The 19,217-nt window shown below is 52.7% G+C and carries 21 protein-coding genes and 4 pseudogenes; 20 read left to right on the forward strand and 5 right to left on the reverse strand.

Annotation, left to right across the window (positions count from 1 at the left end):
* Positions 1-279 precede the first annotated feature (279 nt).
* The 5 genes and pseudogenes from repA (at position 280) to AC6I4B_RS23580 (ending at position 4,823) form a co-directional block, all read left to right on the forward strand.
* Positions 280-1,146 carry an incFII family plasmid replication initiator RepA gene (repA, locus tag AC6I4B_RS23560; protein ID WP_497772413.1) on the forward strand — a complete coding sequence of 289 codons (867 nt, stop codon included), beginning with the start codon at positions 280-282 and terminating at the stop codon, positions 1,144-1,146.
* Positions 1,147-2,500: 1,354 nt separating this feature from the next.
* A pseudogene (locus AC6I4B_RS23565) lies at positions 2,501-2,738 on the forward strand (hypothetical protein); the annotation flags it as partial.
* A 903-nt stretch (positions 2,739-3,641) separates the two neighbouring features.
* Positions 3,642-4,010: a hypothetical protein gene (locus AC6I4B_RS23570; protein WP_497772415.1), complete on the forward strand. Its 369-nt coding sequence runs from the start codon at positions 3,642-3,644 to the stop codon at positions 4,008-4,010.
* Positions 3,991-4,194, forward strand: a complete 204-nt coding sequence (locus AC6I4B_RS23575; RefSeq protein WP_497772416.1) for a hypothetical protein — start codon at positions 3,991-3,993, stop codon at positions 4,192-4,194. The genes AC6I4B_RS23570 and AC6I4B_RS23575 overlap by 20 nt, the downstream gene beginning before the upstream one ends.
* Positions 4,195-4,559: 365 nt before the next feature.
* Positions 4,560-4,823: an RHS repeat-associated core domain-containing protein gene (locus tag AC6I4B_RS23580; protein WP_497772418.1), complete on the forward strand. Its 264-nt coding sequence runs from the start codon at positions 4,560-4,562 to the stop codon at positions 4,821-4,823.
* Here AC6I4B_RS23580 and AC6I4B_RS23585 read toward each other — a convergent pair.
* From AC6I4B_RS23585 to AC6I4B_RS23600, 4 genes and pseudogenes are all read right to left on the reverse strand, one after another.
* On the reverse strand, positions 4,789-4,983 hold the full coding sequence (locus tag AC6I4B_RS23585) for a hypothetical protein (protein ID WP_497772442.1): 195 nt from the start codon (positions 4,981-4,983) through the stop codon (positions 4,789-4,791). The genes AC6I4B_RS23580 and AC6I4B_RS23585 overlap by 35 nt on opposite strands.
* A gap of 927 nt (positions 4,984-5,910) precedes the next feature.
* A pseudogene (locus AC6I4B_RS23590) lies at positions 5,911-7,586 on the reverse strand (Tn3 family transposase); the annotation flags it as partial.
* Between the two features lie 315 nt (positions 7,587-7,901).
* Positions 7,902-8,258, reverse strand: a pseudogene (locus AC6I4B_RS23595) (IS1 family transposase).
* A gap of 55 nt (positions 8,259-8,313) precedes the next feature.
* Positions 8,314-8,493, reverse strand: a complete 180-nt coding sequence (locus AC6I4B_RS23600) for an IS1-like element transposase (protein WP_497772419.1) — start codon at positions 8,491-8,493, stop codon at positions 8,314-8,316.
* Between the two features lie 367 nt (positions 8,494-8,860).
* On the opposite strand from AC6I4B_RS23600, the gene AC6I4B_RS23605 reads away from it, so the two are divergent.
* The 15 genes and pseudogenes from AC6I4B_RS23605 (at position 8,861) to AC6I4B_RS23675 (ending at position 18,883) form a co-directional block, all read left to right on the forward strand.
* Positions 8,861-9,499, forward strand: coding sequence for a Tc toxin subunit A (locus AC6I4B_RS23605; protein ID WP_497772421.1), 639 nt, complete (start codon positions 8,861-8,863; stop codon positions 9,497-9,499).
* Positions 9,500-10,106: 607 nt separating this feature from the next.
* Complete coding sequence (locus AC6I4B_RS23610) at positions 10,107-10,295, forward strand: hypothetical protein (protein ID WP_497772423.1); 189 nt, start codon at positions 10,107-10,109, stop codon at positions 10,293-10,295.
* Entirely contained in the window at positions 10,296-10,445 is a 150-nt protein-coding gene (locus tag AC6I4B_RS23615) for a hypothetical protein (RefSeq protein ID WP_497772424.1), read from the forward strand. It abuts the gene before it with no gap.
* Between the two features lie 155 nt (positions 10,446-10,600).
* On the forward strand, positions 10,601-10,873 hold the full coding sequence (locus AC6I4B_RS23620; protein WP_497772426.1) for a hypothetical protein: 273 nt from the start codon (positions 10,601-10,603) through the stop codon (positions 10,871-10,873).
* A gap of 135 nt (positions 10,874-11,008) precedes the next feature.
* On the forward strand, positions 11,009-11,176 hold the full coding sequence (locus tag AC6I4B_RS23625; protein WP_497772427.1) for a hypothetical protein: 168 nt from the start codon (positions 11,009-11,011) through the stop codon (positions 11,174-11,176).
* A 129-nt stretch (positions 11,177-11,305) separates the two neighbouring features.
* The gene (locus AC6I4B_RS23630) at positions 11,306-11,857 is read left to right on the forward strand and encodes a neuraminidase-like domain-containing protein (RefSeq protein ID WP_497772429.1); all 552 of its coding nucleotides are present in this window, start codon (positions 11,306-11,308) and stop codon (positions 11,855-11,857) included.
* A 110-nt stretch (positions 11,858-11,967) separates the two neighbouring features.
* Complete coding sequence (locus AC6I4B_RS23635) at positions 11,968-12,441, forward strand: neuraminidase-like domain-containing protein (RefSeq protein ID WP_497772434.1); 474 nt, start codon at positions 11,968-11,970, stop codon at positions 12,439-12,441.
* Between the two features lie 1,601 nt (positions 12,442-14,042).
* A complete protein-coding gene (locus AC6I4B_RS23640) occupies positions 14,043-14,261 on the forward strand; it encodes a hypothetical protein (RefSeq protein ID WP_497772346.1) in 219 nt (72 codons plus the stop codon).
* The gene (locus AC6I4B_RS23645) at positions 14,227-14,388 is read left to right on the forward strand and encodes a hypothetical protein (RefSeq protein ID WP_497772347.1); all 162 of its coding nucleotides are present in this window, start codon (positions 14,227-14,229) and stop codon (positions 14,386-14,388) included. Before AC6I4B_RS23640 ends, AC6I4B_RS23645 begins: the two co-directional genes overlap by 35 nt.
* Positions 14,366-14,611, forward strand: a complete 246-nt coding sequence (locus AC6I4B_RS23650; RefSeq protein WP_497772348.1) for a hypothetical protein — start codon at positions 14,366-14,368, stop codon at positions 14,609-14,611. The genes AC6I4B_RS23645 and AC6I4B_RS23650 overlap by 23 nt, the downstream gene beginning before the upstream one ends.
* Before the next feature lie 634 nt (positions 14,612-15,245).
* Positions 15,246-15,926, forward strand: a complete 681-nt coding sequence (locus tag AC6I4B_RS23655; RefSeq protein ID WP_497772350.1) for a Tc toxin subunit A-related protein — start codon at positions 15,246-15,248, stop codon at positions 15,924-15,926.
* A gap of 34 nt (positions 15,927-15,960) precedes the next feature.
* Positions 15,961-16,380: a hypothetical protein gene (locus AC6I4B_RS23660; RefSeq protein WP_497772351.1), complete on the forward strand. Its 420-nt coding sequence runs from the start codon at positions 15,961-15,963 to the stop codon at positions 16,378-16,380.
* 233 nt (positions 16,381-16,613) lie between these two features.
* A pseudogene (locus AC6I4B_RS23665) lies at positions 16,614-17,365 on the forward strand (SpvB/TcaC N-terminal domain-containing protein).
* Positions 17,366-17,409: 44 nt separating this feature from the next.
* Positions 17,410-17,583, forward strand: coding sequence for a SpvB/TcaC N-terminal domain-containing protein (locus AC6I4B_RS23670; protein WP_497772353.1), 174 nt, complete (start codon positions 17,410-17,412; stop codon positions 17,581-17,583).
* Between the two features lie 1,075 nt (positions 17,584-18,658).
* On the forward strand, positions 18,659-18,883 hold the full coding sequence (locus AC6I4B_RS23675) for a hypothetical protein (protein ID WP_497772354.1): 225 nt from the start codon (positions 18,659-18,661) through the stop codon (positions 18,881-18,883).
* A 15-nt stretch (positions 18,884-18,898) separates the two neighbouring features.
* Here the strand turns inward: AC6I4B_RS23675 and AC6I4B_RS23680 are convergent, their stop codons facing one another.
* The gene (locus AC6I4B_RS23680; RefSeq protein ID WP_497772355.1) at positions 18,899-19,063 is read right to left on the reverse strand and encodes a hypothetical protein; all 165 of its coding nucleotides are present in this window, start codon (positions 19,061-19,063) and stop codon (positions 18,899-18,901) included.
* Positions 19,064-19,217 lie beyond the last annotated feature (154 nt).

Raw genomic sequence — 19,217 nt, forward strand, 5'->3', positions numbered from 1 at the left:
TGATCCTTTTTTGCTGAAGTGCTAGAGTCGGCGAAATCGTAGAAGTTATTGTTTCATAGGGTTGTCACGCCAGAAGGTGACAAGAACTGAGGGAATTGAGTACTTCAGATAAAACAAAACCCCGATAATCTAAGATACTTGGCGGCATCAGCTGATTAACGGGGTTCAGAGTATAACTGTACAGAAGTGTTGCTTCTGTATGGGGAGTATAACCCGTGCGTGAAAAAAGACAAGACCTTACGTGCATACTCTATCTGCGCAACATAAGCGCAGGGAGCTGTGTCTGAGCATAATCCGAACGATACGATCCAGTATCGGCAAGTTAAAAATCCATGCCCTGAATTCACACCTCGTGAAGGGAAAAAGACGCTACCGTTTTGCCAAAAGCTGATGTCAAAAGCTGAAGGTTTCACGTCGCGTTTTGATTTCGCTATTCATGTTGCCTACCTACGTTCGCAGGGAAAGCGTCATCGTATGCCTCCATTGTTGCGCCGGCGGGCTATTGATGCATTACTGCAGGGGCTGTGCTTTCACTACGACCCGTTAGCTAATCGCGTTCAGCGCTCGATCACAAACCTGGCGATAGAATGTGGGCTGGCCACCGAATCTAAAAATGGGAATCTTGCTATTACGAGGGCTACTCGTGCTCTCCAGTTCCTGGCAGAACTCCATTTAATTACCTACCAGACGGAATACGACCCACAAATTGGCTGTAACATCCCGACTGACATTACCTTTACCCCTGCGTTGTTTTCTGCACTCGATGTGTCTGACGTTGCTGTCGCAGCTGCACGGCGAAGCCGTGTGGAATGGGAGAATAAACAGCGCGAAAAGCAACACCTTCCACGTCTTGGAATGGATGAGCTGATCGCGAAAGCCTGGCGCTTTGTCCGCGAACGATTTCGTAGCTATCAGGCGGAACGAAAAGCGCATGGCCAGAAGCGTGCTCGAGCTCGTCGTGATGTTGATCGCACACGCAAAGACATTGTTACCCTGGTTAAGCAGCAACTGACTCGAGAGTATGCTACAGGTCGTTTTGTCGGTGGCCATGATGCTCTCAAGCGTGAACTGGAACGCCGAGTTAAAGAACGAATGATAATGTCCCGAGGTAATAACTACACGCGCCTGGCGCCACTACCCACCTAGTATACATGTCTCATGTATCCGGTTGACGCCGGAGGCCTTTCTACGCCTGCAGGATAGAACTGCCTGATATTTGAACACCGCAGGAGGTTCAGTCGGTCTTCAACTGGTCTTTAAGCTGCAGCAATAAGCCTCTAATCTTACCTGACGTGCACATTTGCAGCCTGTTATTGGTTATTCACAATTAACTGCAAGGGAACTTTCTATAAGGTTACAACCGATATGCCATTAAGCCGCTACCCGAATGAGTTTCAAAGTGCGTGGTTCCCTTTAAAAAACTGTTCTGTATCTCTTTTAAATAACTAAGGTCTTATTCATATAAATACATAACCTGTTCGTCGTCTGCCCTGTGTGCAGACTAAGAGAGTGACCACCCTTGCAGCGACCGTTCCGGCCGCGCCGGTTCGGCAACTACAAGGGTACCTCCCACCGCAAGCGGCGGGCACAAGACACCACCACTAGTTACAACATACATATATATAGTAATACTAGTCGTGCACATCGGTGGCCACTGAGACGAACCTCACCACTGAAAAGCCGCGCCGCCCCGGGCCGAAGGCCCGGAACTGTGCCGCTTTTAATGATGGATGTTGTAACTAGATTTCTTCATTGCTGTAAATGGCGCTGCGGTAAGATTGGAGTACACGCTCGTAAGCGCCCCTGAGGGCCGCTAACGCGGAGATACGCCACAGCTGCGGCTTCGCCTTGCTGTGACCACTCCGACCGCGCACAAGCCGTCCTGTGTTGCTGTTGGCGGGTTTGGGCTTTGCAGGGCGGAGGGGGTGCTGCCGTATCTGACCAGTATCTGAAAACTCAGGTTGCGAGATTCACTCAGCCCGGAGCCGGAAAAGAAAAACCCCGCGCAATACTGCGCGGTTGTATCGCTTCGCTCCCATGCGCTATGCGCATCGGTAATCATTTCATACGTAGCCACGTGGCTGGTAATCAGACTATTAACATCGAGCAGACAACATCCCCTGATATTCGGGTAGTCATCGTTCAGAAATAGACCCTACGCAGAACACTTCCAGTTTCCCAAAAAGACTCCGCTTTAAATTGCTGAACAAGCTCCGCCTTGCTTCAGGCCGCAACTTTAACTGTCTCCTCCATGCACCGTGCGCGGGTACTACAAATAGGCAATACCGCAAAATGAAACAGAATATCAGTCAGTACATAAACTCAACCCACAGTATCTGGATGTGGAATAAAAAATTGTTTTATTATATATTTATACATCTAGCGCTTTACCTTATCTGATGATAAAGCTCACCCACGCAAAACAAATCATTAAACTTAGCTATAAATAACCTTGTGAATACAACGCCTGCTTTTAGGATTTTTATTGGAGAAAACTCTATACCAGCCTTATTTTCTGGACAGCTGGAAATACGTCAGTGATGACAGTGCCCGCCAGGACCTCTTTGCCGATACACATCACTACGACCCTCCGGCTGGGAAATCAGCTTGACGACGGCGAAAGGCTGGCAGAGGCAGGTGTTTATACGCCGTGGTTTGTAGTCAGTGAGGATGAGAACGACACGCTGGCTGACTTAACCAGATCTACAGGCAGTCCCGCCAGGGACTGCCTTCCATAAACAGGAGAATACCATGAGCACATCGCTGTTCAGCAAAACCCCTTCGGTCACGGTTCTCGACAACCGGGGTCTGACCGTGCGCGACATCTCGTACCACCGCCATCCCGCCTCCCCGGACGTGACCAGTGAGCGCATCACACGCCATCACCACGATGCCCGGGGCTTTCTATACAGAGCACTGACCCGCGACTGCACGACGCCGGGCTGGCGAACTTCACGTATCTTACGACCTGGCCGGCAACGCTCTGCGCTCGCAGGGCGCAGACAACGGAACCACCGTCAGCCTGAATGATGCCGGCAGGCCGACCTTTTATCGCAGTCAGCAATATCTGCTCTACCGATGAGGGTAAGCGATATCAGCCGGCTATGACCCGCACCTGGCAGTATGAGGCTGCAATGCTGCCCGGCCGTCCGGTAAGCGTGACCGAACAGGTTACAGGCGGTGCTCCCCGCATCACGGAGCGCTTCATTTATGCCGACAATCCGGAACAGAGAAGGCCCTGAATCTCGCCGGCGCCTGCGTCCAGGCGCACTACGACACAGCCGGCCTGGTGCAGACCGACAGCGTGGCACTGACCGGCGTGCCGCTCTCCGTCACCCGGCGTCTGCTGAAAGATGCGGATAATCCAGATAATGTGGCCGACTGGCAGGGAGGCGGATGCTCAGCGTGGAAGACCTGCTTGATGGTGGCGGTACTACCACCCGGACCACCGCTGACGCCACAGGAGCAGTACTCATCACCACGGACGCAAAAGGCAACCAACAGCGCGTGTCCTTGACGTGGCGGGCCTGCTGTCTGGCAGCTGGCTGACGATGACGGGCGGAAAAGAGCAGACATCGTCGCCTCCCTGACGTACCTCGGCCGCAGGCCAGAAGCTGCGCGAGGAGCACGGCAACGGCGTGGTGACCACGTTCACGTATGAAGCCGAGACGCAGCGCCTGACCGGGATTAAAACGGAAGCGTCCCGCGGGCATAAGTCAGAGCAGAAAGATACACAGGACCTGCGCTATGAGTACGACCCGGTGGGCAACGTCCTGAAAATCAGCAACGACGCGGAAGAGACGCGCTTCTGGCGCAACCAGAAGGTGGTGCCGGAGAACACGTATGTCTACGACAGCCTGTACCAGTGGTCAGCGCCACCGGGCGCGAGATGGCCAATGCCGGTCAGCAGGGCAGCAGCCTGCCCGCCACCATCGTTCCCCTCTCCCACCGACAGTTCTGCATATACCAGTTACACCCGCACTTACACTTATGACGAAGCCGGCAATTGACGAGACGTCACGCTCCGGCAACAGGCAGTGGTTACGCCGCCAGAATAACCATAGCAACCGGAGCAACCGGGGCGTACTGAGCACGCTGACGGAAAATCCCGCAGACGTGGACGCGCTGTTCACCGGCCGGCGGGCAGCAGATTCAACTGCAGCCGGGACAAACTCTGGTCTGGACGCCGCGTAACGAGCTGCTGAAGGTGACGCCCGTGACCCGCGATGGTGGAGCGGACGACAGTGAGAGCTACCGCTATGACGCAGACAGCCAGCGCATCCTTAAGGTCAGCGTACAGAAAACGGGTAACAGCATGCAGACGCAACGGGTGTTCGTATCTGGCAGGATTGGGAACTGCGCAGTACGGCTACAGGAACACGGAAACAGAAAACCTGCAAGTTATAACTGTGGGCGAAGCGGGCCTGGCGCAGGTGCGGGGTGCTGCACTGGGAGAGTGGTAGACCGGAAAGCATCATCAACGACCAGGTGCGTACAACTCGATAACCTGACGGGCAGCAGCCAGCTGGGAGCTGGACAACGCCGGTAACATTATCAGCATGGAGGAATACTATCCTTACGGCGGCACGGCGGTGTGGACGGCGCGAAGCCAGGCGGAGGTGAGTTACAAAACAATCAGGTACTCGGGCAAGGGCGCGATGCGACAGGGCTGTCTTACTACGGCTACCGGTACTACCAGACGTGGGGCGTGCAGATGGCTCTCTAGATCCTGCAGGCACGGTGGAATGGGCTTAATCCTCTATCAAATGGTAAAAAATAATCCGATCACTAATTATGATAGCGATGGTCAGGCAACACTTTAGGTAATGCTATATCAGGACTCAGTAATATTATAGAAAATGGAGTTCCCATGCCATCAATGCCATCAATGCCATCAATGCCATCAATGCCATCAATGCCATCAATGCCATCAATGCCATCATTATTTTCCCTCCTCCGTTTTGTTGCTGGTAAAGTTTCCAAATATGCCTATAAGGCGGGAATAAAACGCTTATTTAAACATTGCGAGAAATAATATTGAGCGCATAAGAAAATCTCGGCTGGCTAAAGGTGTTTTTATCGGTGGATTAATGGGGATGGCTGTAGGGGAGCATCGCAACCGCAGGTTTGGCTATTCCGGTTGCTATTGGCGCTGCAGGCGCTGCGACGCTGATAGGAGGGGCATTAGGTACTTTAGTGGGCGAATAGCATCTGGATTTTCCCGTTTACTCCATAAAGCACCAGGTCCGACCTCTGTAAGGGCAGCAACTGCCGGACGATTCGCTAATGCTTATTAATGGTGGTACAACTCAGTCTGCCGTAAATACGACTCTGATTGGTGGCATTACTGATACTTGTTTGAATTTTTAGGACGATCCTCTGACATTAGAATAACAACAGGAGGTGAAATAGGTACTGTCTGCAGGAACCGATGTTGCGTTGCATGGAGGAACATCCGGGATAGTAACCCATATACGGCCCTGATAGGTGTCTCTCTTGGTTCGTTAGGTGCTGAGTCATATACAGATATGGAAGGAATAGGTGAGTTAGCAGCGGTAAGTGCCTATGAGGGCAATTGGTAGAGGTCTTGACAGAATGCTCGGTTTTTCAGGTGGAAATATTGCCAGGAGACTTGGAAACAGAGCCTTACAATCAATAACAGGTTTAAACCAGCTCAGCCATCCTGCCGAATATGCAATGTTCTGCAGCTTATGCTGGAGGTAGATTTTTCTTTGGAAGTACGAACCCGGGCAACAAATAACTTCGAAAATTTCAGAAATCTATCTATCGACTGATAACTTAAATTGTAAATTTATTCTGCAACCCGAGTTAATGATTCCGGGTTGCAGAGTAGTCAGGTGAACGGGAGGATTCAGGAGAGAACATCCTGGCCCCACACAAATATAACCGTCACAGTGGCCATTCATCCGTTTCTTCCGCCTGCTTCAGTGGCCTTAGTTGGCCTTTTGTTATCTGCTCTGCAAGCATGAATGTGTAATGCCCCAGCATGTTGATATGTGCGTGCCTCAGTGGCGAAAGCGGCTTCATCCTCTTCATTGATGGTTTCACCTTCATTGCGCAAACGATCCAGTGCAGCCTGCATGTAGATGGTATTCCACAGAACGACAGCATTGGTCACACAGTCCCAGCGCACCCAACTGATCTTCCTGTCGATCCTGGTAACGTTTTCTTATTTCACCTTTTTGTCCATGACAAATTGCTCTGGCGACGGCGTGTCGGCTTTCACCCCGGTTCAGTTGGGTAAGGATACGGCGGCGATAAACTTCATCATCAATATAATTAAGCAGATACAGTGTCTTGTTTATTTTTCCCGCTTCGATAATGGCCTGCGTCAGGCCAGAAGGCCTTTCGCTACTCAACAATGAACGGATTGCCCGCCTAGAGCCCAGATTTTTCCCAGCGTCAGGGAACCGGCCATACGCATCATGTCATCCCAGTTCTGCTCTATCTTCCGCGTATTGGCTGTGTTACGGGCAAGATTATCCAGTACGCCATAATCGGCAAATCTTTATCCACTCGCCAGAAAACTGAAGCACCGGCATCAGCCAGGCGCGGAGAAAACTGATAGCCCAGTAACCAGAAGGGCCAAAATCAGGTCGCTGGAGCCTGCCAATCGGTCATTATTTCCGTTGGGTTTAGCCCGGTTTGTTGCTCCGTAACCCTTCCAGTACAAATATGGAATCCCTTAGCGTGCCAGGAACGACAAACGCCATGAAATCCGGAATATTGATCTGAAAATGAAGTTGTACCAGGAAGATCCACGACGGGAACCAAAATATTTTCGATTAGGAGCTGCATGTACCGTTCTTACCGGGGCAATAAACCGCATGCCGTCAGCAGAGGCTACCTCACCACCGCCCCATTTTTGAGCAAGAGGCAGAGTAGACTGATAGTCAACCGTTGGCGTCTTTGCTTGACCACGTTTCTGCCCTGAGATAATTTTGCCGGGTCCAGCTTCAGACGGTAACGGGTCAGCGCCGGAATATTCGGGCGAATTAAGCCTATACCAATATTACAGGCTTCAACTGCACAATACTGACGGTAGGTTATCCATACGCGCCGCCCGCTTCGCTTGCATGGGTAAATTCATCTGCAAATCCGGTATGCGCGTTAATTTCAAGAAGGAGTTCTGTCAGATCGACAACTGGCAGCAGGTCAGATATACGTTTTGAGAGTAACTTCAGCGTCGGCGGCTCATCCAGCCCGTTCAGATGAGCAATGTCAGCTTCGTACGTTTGCCGGTGAAATCCAGCAAGCAGCCTGATTATCGGAAAAATTTTTGGAAACCTGTCGGTACACTGTGTCGAGCTGCCGGGTCAGCGCGTTACAGCCTCTCCGCGCGTTAAGGGGATGTCCGAGGGACGATATACCTGCACTCTGTTGGTGTGCCAGTCCTGACCCTGGAGAAGTTTAGCCCGCGGATCTCCCCAGCGTTCGCTCCGTGCGACGTAAATATCACGTCGCCGCAGACTGTCCTGTAACTTATTCATAACACAGAGGGTATAGCCCTGTCGGGATAAATGGCCGTCTTTACCATAGCAGAGTCGCTTCCAGACCCCTATAATAGTGGACACCAATTATTGTCAGAGCCTAAACTGGTTACCACAATGCTGATGAATTAACCGGACTTGGGAGTAATGAGATGAAAAAATCGGCGCTTTCTATCAGCATCGCATTTTGGTATGGGCGGTAATCTTTTTCACCCAAACAGGGCTAGGGGTTGGTGTTCGCTTGGCTATCGGCGCCGATGTTTTTCATCAGCCTGCCACTCTGGTTGCATTGCCCGCCAAGTTACTGGTATTAATCCGTATGATGCAATGTTTGGCAATTAGGCGTGATTGAAAAAAAAACGCCCATAAGAGCGGTGGCGGTGGCTCCAATTAGTAGGACATGTATTTTTCGATGAAGCCACCGATGACTTTTTCGTGAAGCTCAACTGAGCGCGAGAAGCAGATTGTTTTACGAGCCAACCGCTTAATGCGGGTGCGGAGGCGTCTGGGTATTATGCTCAATGCGTTGGGTGAATATTTTGCCGGCCAGATGCTTATCCTTCAACACCTCCCGCCCCAGTCGTCACTGGTGATCATGCCGATATTGAATGGCGTAAGCAGGGTCAGTGGCTCCCGGCAGGCTTCATCGGTTCGGGTACCAAATGTGTAGGCCAGTACACCGCCAGTTTTGGTGTTGTGCGCATACCAGAGCCAGTGTTGCCGGGCTTTACGGCCAACGAAGTCCACTTCTCGTCGAGTTCGCAGATAAGTGCCACATCAGCATGGGCGACGGGCGAAGAGGTTATTCGCTTTGGCGCGAGTTTTTTAAAGTTCGGATGACGGTGTTGATGCCAATTTCCAGCGTTCTGGCGGTATCGCGAACCCCGGCACCATTGAAGGCCATTTCAGTGATCTGCTCTTTGATGCCTGGCTTACGGGCTTCATAAGCGTAAGTGAGCTGAAATACGCGTGTGGCATTCACGGCAGTCCGTCATGACCTTTAGGGTTCTGACCATGGCGGTAAAATCTGAGCAGAGCTGACAACGGGGACAATGAGCGTTAACGCTGACCATGAGAGAACCTCAAAAGCCCACATTATACATCAGACTCAACCAATTAAGGCATAACCCGGTAGTTTATTATAATTTCCCCCCATGTTCTTTAAAAAAAGAACACACGTTAACCACACGTTTGGAGTCGATTATGCACCATGTTGAGCATATTCTTAAGAAGTTGAATGACAAAAATCAGCAATCTCTCTCACTTCAGCTTTCTGATGTCATGACATTATCGCTGTCCGAATTGCGCAGCCTGTACCGTGGAGTACTGAGCCGCAGTGAGACGACCTTTTGTACAACGCAGCCCGGCAAGCAAAAAACGAAAACACGCTTACAGAGGCGCGCATTGTAAGCGGCGCCAACCCGCAACTGGCTAATGCTGTGCATTTAGGTATCAAACCCTCCCGCTCACGCGAGATTACGATACTGGTTTGCCGGCAGAGCGAAGCGGAATACGTCAAACCAGGCAATGTGGCGTCCATGTTCTCGCCGGCAGCCTACCTCACGATGTACCGTGAGGCCAGGGCATTGCACCCGGAGGATCGGTCCTGGAATCTGGATAAACGTCGCCCTGACCTGAAGAGCCTGCTGCTGAGTCAGGCCAGTCAGGACGAGGAGGTGGCGACATTGACACTGGCCTCTGAATTATGCTCGATAAACATCCTGCAGGCAGAAGCGCTGGAGAATAAAGACGCGCTGCTGGAAAAACTTTCCACCTATCGCCTGACAGGCGTTACGCCTTACCATGCGCCTTATGAGACCACGTATCTATTACTGCAGGATGAATCCCTGTCGTTTACCAAAGCGCCGGCCGTCGCGGCGCCGGCCGACCCCACCTCCTTACTGGCCATTAAATCTGACATCTCACCCGAGCTGTACAGCATCCTACGGAGGAACACTGACAGAAGAAAACTCGGCGCAGCTGATTAAAGATAATTTTGGTGATATTGATGTTCCCTCATTTTGTGCTGCTGTCAATTTAGCACAATAACATTATCATTTGTCTCTGGATGAACTGGCCCACTTTGGTGTTCGTAATGACTTTTCTGCTTTATCCTCCAGCGAGGCCTATGTTTATGACCAGTTATCACTGATAATAGATGCGTCCGGGGATAATCCGGATTCCTGCATATTCGTCGTGAGTATACCAGAATAAATATCAGGTTAATTATGCTGACTTAATCCCATTAGGGGGAGAGGTATAAGTATAAATACAGCGTAACCTCGATGAACAGCACTCTATCTAATTTTAAAATCGTTGATGGTCAGAATAATGTGCTTTATCAGGAAGATAGGTTTCGTCCCTGAAGCAAATAAAGACTATGAGGTTGAAATCTCCATTCCGGGATGCAAATCTCGCCAACCCGGTTACACTTCACATTCAACGAGTAAACCCCGGACTCAGGGGGTATTTCGATGTAGGCACTATCTTCAGAATCGAAAAACAACCCCTCAACATATTTCTGTTGCGCCTCAATAAAGCCATTCGTCTGAGCAAGGCGGCACAGCTGCCCCTCAGGATATCGAACGAGCGGTCATGGCCGTCAACAATGAATTACAAATTGATGCTGCCGTATTAAGCACCCTGTTTTATGGCCAATATTATACCGAGCAGTACGCCATTAACTTCGACGAGGCATTGATATTGTGTGGGGCGGCGATATCACAATACCAGTCAGCGGGTAAGCCAAGTCAATTTGAACGCCTGTTAACACACCTCCACTGAATGGACAGGTGTTTTCTGCCGACGGTGCTGCACTGGATTTGCGCCCTGGCCAGTCTCGACGACACCTTCCGCCTGGCGGTGTTAAAGCGCGCCTTCCTGGTGGAACCATTCAGAGCTGTATTCGCTGCGGCTGATGGCCGGCGGCGGTGATTTCGTTGTTACCCGGAAAGGCTGTCGCAACTGTATTGTGTTTGCCTGCTGGCACGCATTCATCGGCTAACGGTGACAGAGTTGTCTCAGTTACTCTCCGTATCGCCTTATACCGAAAAGACCATCGCTGAATTGTCGTCAGCGGAATTGGGGGATTGATTGCATTCCTGGCTCAGACGACGCAGTGGCTGGCTGAGCAAAAGTGGTCTGTTAACGATATCTGGCTGATGACCACGACCCGCTACAGCACCCTGATGACGCCCACATTAAGAATCTGCTTTCACACGCTGCGTAATGGTGGGCTACCCAACCCGCTCCCCAGGATTGCAGACGATGGCTCGCTGATGACAGCGTTGGCCCCGACTGATTGCCGCCTCCGTTCAGCTAAGCTCCGCAGAGGTGGCCGCTGGCGTTCTGGCAGTGGGTAAACCAAATTCAACCCGCTGGATTATCGGTGAATGTTTTTGTTGCCCTAATCCAAAGAGAGAGTGCCGCGCTAACCCCCGAAGAGAACATGAGGAGCTGGTTAGTTTCTGTCAGGTGCTGGGGCAAATGCGCTCTTTGTGCGCGCCACCTCACTGAGTGCCGGGGAGTTGGCGCTGTTGGTGGCCCAGCCCTCTCGCTTTATGGATGCGGATACATTGCACCATGATTTACTGACCCTGCACAGCATCACCCGCTTCCATGCATTCATTACCCGCTGTGGCGGGCAGGGCATACGGCGATTTTAACCGCACTGAGTCAGGGGGCGTTAACGCCAACCTTGCTGGCCGCCGCCATCTCACTGGATGAGACGCTGGTGAGTCAGGCGCTGCAAGAAGTTTAACGCAGAAGCCGCGACATTTACCGGTTGGCAGGAAGTGGATGTCGCCCTGCAATGGCTGTTTGTCGCCACCACGCTGCATATTACCCCTGCGGCGGTACGCGGATTGCTGGCACTGAAATACAATACAGATAATCCCCCTTCCTATGCAGCCTGGCAGGCAGCAGCGGATAGCCTGCAGGCAGGACTGGATACAACGCAAACAGCAACGCTGCATGCACAACAGGATGCGTTTCTAACTCAGGCGCTGGAGGCCTATTATCTGCGCAACCATGTACCATCAGGTACCGGAGTCATTATTGGTTCTGACGACCTGTATGGCTACCTGCTGATAGACAGCCAGGTCTCAGCACAGATAAAAACGACGCGCCTGGCCAGAGCAATAGCCAGCGTGCAGGCTGTATGTCAACCGGGCGCTAAACGGGCTGGATGGCGGGGTCAGTACGGCAGTGAAAAGCCGCCCAGTATTTTACCGACTGGGGAGACGTATAACAAAGAAACGCTACAGCACCTGGGCGGGCGTTGGAGCTGGGTATTACCCGGAGAACTACGTTTGACCCGACGGTGCGTATCGGCCAGACGGAAATGATGGGATACGCTGCTGCAGGAAGTGTCTCAAAGCCAGTTGAACAGCGAGACGTTAGAAGCCGGGTTTGATTAACTACCTGGCGGCTTTGAAGACATTGCCACCTTAGCGTTATCAGTGGTTATCATGACAATGTGAATACCGATGAAGGCAACACCTGGTTTATCGGTCAAAGTCAGACCATGCCCCGCCACTTCTACTGGCGCAAGTTAGACCACAGCAAGGGAGTGGACGGACGCTACGCTACCAATGCCTGGAGCGAGTGGAAGGAGATTGTTTGCGGCATGACGCCACATCTGAGCCTGATTAGACCGGTTATCTTCAAATCTCGCCTGCACGTGGTCTGGGTGGAAGAGGAGGTGCGGAAAAGTGAGGAGGTGCAAGAAGGTGGTGATGGCGCGTCACAAGATATTTACTACCACCTGAAAATCTCCCGGTTACGTTATGATGGCAGTTGGGCATTCCCATTTACCTTTGATTTCATTGGCCCACTTAAGAAAGAAAGGATAGATGACAGCATTGGGCTGTTTTGTGCGCAATATACCGAGGAAGATGTGCTGGCCGCCTATTGTACAAAAGCAGGATGAATACAGCAATGCCGATGCTGTTGAGGTTGTACAAGGTATCTTTATCTATTCCGATATGAAAGGGGTTGTAAAAGGCAGGGACGCATTGACGATGTTGTTAGCGGAAGCTTTACACATCTGGGATACCAATGAACATGCCGAGGTAAATTTCCGCATCACCTACAATAACGTCGCATACACCGTTGAGCACGAACAGGAATCCCAGCATTATCACTGAATTCCGATATCATTGAATTAAGTGCAAACTATGAGAAGCAAACGGTAACGCTTACGCCTAAATATAACAGCAAAGTACAATTCCATTGGTGTTATTTGGTATTTTGAAGATTTAATAAGCGATTACCCTTGGCTTGTTGAGGGGGGGCAGTTTTTAATGAAGATGGGGATCCCTTTATTGATTACACTCCACGGGATACAGAGTTTTTAACCAACTCATTATTACCATTCTCTGTATCATCTGAAATGAAAAAAACTGGAATTTGACACCACCCATATCATGTTTATGGATGCAACAGTGAAAATACCTGATGTTGGGATGGTTACTGATGGGTATATCTTTATTTTGCAATTGTATAGTAAAAAGGGATTCGGTCAGGGGCTGGGGGAATGAAGCCTTTCCCCGCGATTGTGCTCCTGAATGAAAATGAAGAACCCATAGGGATACCTGCGCCTCGAAGCAGCCCCCTTTATTGAGGTGTGGGATAATTTTAACAATGGCGAAAAGAACGAGCCAGATTATGGACAGACGGAATTTACATTTATTGGTTTTGTTGAATAAGGAGAGTCTGAGCAATACCTCAGAGATAACCGTCTATTATTTTCAAAGATCTTGATGAGGGTGATGGTTATGTTGTAGCAACCATTGCCCGTGATGGATTTTTCCTACTAATGCCATAATAAAAAAAACCACAGCAACAGTTACTATCCCTCCGACAAGCCGAATGAGAACGTGACGGTTTCCGCCGTGCGCAGTGAGCCTGATAATAGTGGTACACATACTATTCGACCCCGTACCTTCCCCCTTGCATGTGTTGGATACCCCCAGGAAGATTGAGCGCGCACTTACGTTTTCTCTTCGCTCGTTGGTGATCTCACCCTTGCTGCAGATACCGTGCGGGTGACCATTGATTCAGACAACGACGATTCGGCCTATCTCATTATATCATGATGCCAACGTGCAGTATATGCAGTCAGGCATATACCGTACCCGTCTGAACGCGCTGTTGCCTCACAGCTGGTTGTACGTGCCAATCGAGGGATTGATGCTATTTGTTCCGCGCGATACGCAGATGTTCAAGAGCCTAAAATGGGGTCAGGGAACCTATGTCACGCTGGAGTTGTCGCAATACGCCCCAATTCACGGCGATTCCATGGCGTTTTACGCTCTATCAGTTGAAAGTCTGGAAGTAATGACAGTAAAGATGTTATTGCCCGCGGTATGTTAAGTCCTAACAGGAAGACGATTGTCAATCTGTTCCTGCCGCGAAATAGAACACTATGGAAATGCTGACAACCCTCTATCTTTTTGCCGGGTATGCCAGTGGCAAAAAAAATGACATCAAATTATTCGTAAAGATATCCAGAACCCCGAAGGCTGGGTTTTGGATAAGAGCTTTAATAATGGCACCTTCCCGGGGCTTAATCAGGTCTATGGCCTGTCGGTCGCTACTACCATGGATTTTAGCGGTGCCAATGCCCTATTTCTGGAGTTGTTCTACTATACCCCAATGATGATGTTCCAGCGTTTGCTGCAGGAGCAGAACTTTACCGAAGCATTACGCCTGGATGAACTATGTCTGGTCATCCGGTTACACCGTTAACGGCGAAGAAGCAGGATATCTGTGGAACGTTCGCCCGCTGGAGGAGGATACCAGCTGGAATGCCACGCCGCTGGACGCCGTTGACCCCGATGCGGTGGCGCAGAATGACCCGATGCATTACAATTGATGACCGCCTTCATGAAGACGCTGGATTTGCTGATTGCCGCGGGGATGCAGCGTATCGCCAGCTGGAGCGTGACACCCTCAATGAAAGCAAAAATGTGGTACACCCAGGCACTGTCGCTGCTGGGGATGAACCCTATCTGGCCGAGGCTGGCAACTGGTCAGATCCGCAGCTGGGTGACGCCGCCAGTCAGACTGTGGCAGGTTACCCCGGCAACAGGCATTAGAAAAAGTTACGCCTGCAACAACCTGCGGAGGAAGCGCAACGCTCGGCAACGGCGACCCTCAGCGAAACTCCTGCACCCGCGGATTGTCAAAAGCAGGCGCTGTTGGCATTGCGGGCGCAGCGCGTAAAAGGTAGTGCATCACAGGCCGCTGAGCCGTTGGTGGAAGCTTTTCCCCGTACCGGTAAACTCGCTGACTGGACTGTTCCTGCCACAAATTAACCAGAAGCTGCAGGGGTACTGGAAACTGCTGGCGCAGCGGCTTTAGAACCTGCGTCATAACCTGTCCATTGACGGTCAACCGCTGTCATTGCCGGTATTTGCTGCGCCGGCCGCTCCGGCGGCTTTACTCAGTGCAGCAGTCATTACCTCTCAAGGGGGAGGGGCGCTGCCCAACGTCAAGATGCGGCTGTACCGTTTTCCGGGTGATGCTGGATGGCGCCCGGGTCTCGTGGGGCAGTTGATACAGTTTGGCTCGACCCTGCTCAGTCTCACTGAGCGGCAGGATGCGGAGGCATTGTCTGAGCTGCTGCAAAACGCAGCAGTGAACTGATGTTGCAGAGTGTCCGCATGCAGGATAAAACGCTGGCGGAAATCGATGCCAGAAACGCCGTGCTGCAGGAGAGCCGCCTGGGGCATGGGGCGCTTTGACAGCTACAGCCATCTGTATGAGGAGGATGTGAACAGCGGAGAGAAAAGGGCGATGGACCTGTATCTCAGTTCTTCCGCGACCAATACCTTCCGCAAAAGCCCTGCATCTGTCTGCCGCTGCCGCGGATATGGTGCCAAATATTTACGGTTTTGCGGTCGGGGAACCCATTTTGGGGGCTTGCTGAGCGCCACCGGGATGGGTATCGAAATCGCCGCGTCGACCTCGTTGACCGAGGCCGATAAAATCAGCCGTTCCGAGAATTATCGCCGCCGTCGGCAGGAATGGGAAATCCAGCGCAATAACGCACAGGCAGAAATGAAGCAAATTGATGCGCAACTGGCGGCATTGGCCATTCGCCGTGAAGCCGGCCGATTTGCAGAAACTACCCTGGAGACCCAACAGGCACAAACGCAGGCGCAGCTGGCTTTCCTGCTGGGAAATTCAGCAACCAGGCGTTGTATAACTGGTTGCGCGGTAAACTGTCAGCCATTTATTACCAGTTCTATGATTTTGGCCGTGTCTCGTTGCCTGATGGCACAGCAATCTTGGCAATACGATGTGGCTGATTTCGCAAAAACCTTCATTAAACCGGGGCGCTGGCAGGGCAACTACGCAGGCCTGCTGGCAGGCGAGAGTTTGATGTTGATGCTGGGACAGATGGAATAAAGCGTACCTGGAGCAAGATAAACGTGCCCTGGAAGTGACTCGTACTGCATCGCTGGCTCAGGTGTATGCAGGGTTGCCAGAAGATGAATTCGTCTTTAGCAAAGCCATGGCTGACTTGCTGGATGCGGGCAAGGCGAGTGTCGGTAACGGCAATAACACATTGAAAGTTGAGGGTGGGCAACTACAGGCTACCTTACAGCTCTCAACGCTCAATATAGGGAACGACTACCCTGCTGAGCTGGCGCTGTGCGCAGGATCAGCAAATCAGCGTTACGCTGCCGGCACTGGTCGGGCCTTATCCAGGATGTTCGCGCCGTGCTCAACTATGGGGGCAGTATCCAGAATCCGCGGTTGCAATGCTATCGCCGTCTCCCATGGCATGAATGAGCAGCGGCCAGTTCCAGTCTTGATTTTAACGACCCGCGTTATCTGCCGTTTGAGGGGATACCTGTGAGTGATGATGGCACACTGACGCTGAGTTTCCCGGAGGCTGACGGTAAACAGAAAGAACCTGCTACTGAGCCTGGCGGACATCATCCTGCCGCATTCGTTACACCATCCTTTAAATCCAGCGCAACATGCAGGCCCCTTCCGGGGGCCTTGCAAGGAGTCCATTTATGCATCAGTCAGACGCAGTGAAGATCGAGCCACCGTCTCTGCCTAAGGGGGGCGGCTTGCAGTCAGGGGATGGGAGAAAGCCTGGGGCGCTGCCGGGCCGACCGGCATGGCGTCGCTTTCCGTTCCGCTGCCCTTTCCGATGGGCGGGGTGTGGCGCCGGATCTGACCCTCAGCTACAACAGCGGCGCTGGCAACGGCATCTTCGGGCTGGGCTGGCAGGTCAGTAACCTGAGTATCAGCCGACGTACGCAACACGGAGTGCCATTATGATGACCGGGACACCTTCCTGTCGCCGGCCGGGGAAGTGCTGTTAGTGGCTCAGAATGCGGCGGGGCAGCCCGATCTCGGCAAGCGCACCGTCCTGCTCTGGCGCAACGCCTGCCCTTCTCTCATACGGTCACCCGCTATCAGCCCCGGGGTAACAGAAGGCCACAGCCGATTCGAATACTGGCAACAGAACGCGACGACAGGCGCGCAAGCGTTTTGGTGGTGTATACCCCGACGGTCAGGTCCATTTACTAGGAAAACCGCACAGGCCCGCCTCCTGTGACCCGACGAACGACAGCCATATCGCGCAGTGGTTACTGGAGGAAAGCATTACGCCGACCGGAGAACATATATACTACCAATACCGAGCGGAAGACGCCGCCGATTGCAACACCACTGAGCTAGAACAACACCCCTATGCGCTGAATACACAACGCTATCTGACGCAGGTGTCTTACGGTAATATCACCCCGGGAACCACGCCTCGGGTGCTGGGGAACACTCCCCCTCTCGCCGGAAGCTGGCTGTTTTCATGCGGTGTTCGATTATGGTGAGCGCACATTAGCCTCGGCGGAGGTGCCAACTTATACCCCCACGGGTGAATGGCTCTGCCGGCCTCGACAGCTCTTCCCACTACGCGTTCGGCTTCGAATTGAGAACACGGCGATTGTGCCGACAGGTTCTGATGTTTCATCGTCTGGCATCGCTGGCCGGTGAGGCTGCCTGCACAGGAGGAGCCGGCACTGGTTTCCCGCTTGGTATTGGATTATGACCTGCAGGATACGTTGTCCACGCTGGTTGCCGTCCGGCAACTGGACCTCCGCCGGTACCGTGCTGACCTTGCCGCCGTTGGAGTTTGACTACGGTCGACTTCTCGGCACCACTGCCCGCGCAGTGGACACCTCCAGCCGATACTGAACAACCTGAATGCAGAGCAGCCTTATCAGCTGGTTGACCTGCTCGGTGAAGGCGTGCCGGGTGTTTTATATCAGGACCAGGGCCTGGTGGTACCGGGGCTGCGCAGCGGCAGGCCGGGAGACGCGATGCGATCACCTATGCAGCCGCCACCCCACTGCCAGTGATACCTTCCCCCCAACAATCGGCGATGCTGATGGATTTGAACGGTGATGGGCAAATCGGACTGGGTGGTGACCCAACCTGGCATGAGCGGCTCTACAGCCAGCACGCCGACGGGCAATGGACGGGGTTTATCCCGCTGACCGCGTTTCCGGTGGAGTATTTCACCCCCAGGTCCCAATCTGACTGACCTGACCGGAGACGGCATTGCCGATTTGGCGCTTTGGTCCTAAAAGCGTGCGCCTGTACCCCAATAATCGAGCCGGGTTTACGGCCGGACAGGCGATAACTCAGCCTGAAGGTGTCACCCTGCCGATGCCCGGCCACAGACATTGGTGGCATTCGGCGACCTGCTGGGGTCGGGACAGCAGCACCTGGTGGCGGTCACTGCCGAAGGCGTGACCTGCTGGCCGTAATCTGGGACATGGTCGTTTTCGGCTCGCCCCCTGACGCTGACGGGGTTCAGTCAACCGGCCGAACGGTTCAATCCGGATCAGGTCTATCCTGGTAGATAGACGGTTCGGGGTGTGTGAGTCTCCTGTATGCCCAATCCACACACCTGTTTATTTACCCCAATGAGGGCGGTAACCGTTTCGGGGCGCCGTATTCGCTTGCGCTGCCTGATGGCGTTCATTTGACAACACCTGCCTGCTGCAGGCGGCGGACATCGAGGGACTGGGGGTACCCAGCCTTATTCTGACGGTGCCGCACATGGCGCCGGCCCATTGGCGGTATTATTCACCCGGGGAAACTCCTGGTTACTCAATGCCATGAACAACAATATGGGGCTGACACCACCTTACGGTATTCGAGCTCCGCCCAGTTCTGGTTGGATGAAAGAGCAGCTCTGCTGGCCGGGGAACAAACTGGTTTGTCATCTGCCGTTCCCGATACATACCCTGTGGCAAACGGAAAGTCGGGATGAAATCACCGGTAACCGCCTGCTCAGTACGGTGCGCTATGCTCAGGGGGTTTGGGACGGTCGGGGAGCGTGAGTTCCGGGGGTTCGGCTATGTGGAAACCTGCGATACGGACGAGCGCGCAAACAGGCTGCGCGCCGGAGCGGACGGCACCGGCGATGACCAAACTGGTTTGCTACCGGCAATCCTGGCGTCGATGATGCGCAACGCCTGCAGTTCTGGTAGGGCGATACACTGGCCTGGCCCGTTCATCATCCCCGTTTTACCGTCTGGGAAAATAACAATGATGTCCCGAGCGCCAGCTACGCAGGATGACAGATTTGGTTGCAACGGGGGCTAAAAGGCCTGCCGGTACGCCAGTGAATTGTATGGCCTGGATGGCGGTGAGGCCAAAACACCCCCTACAGCG

Source organism: Kluyvera fluvialis, from assembly GCF_059725275.1.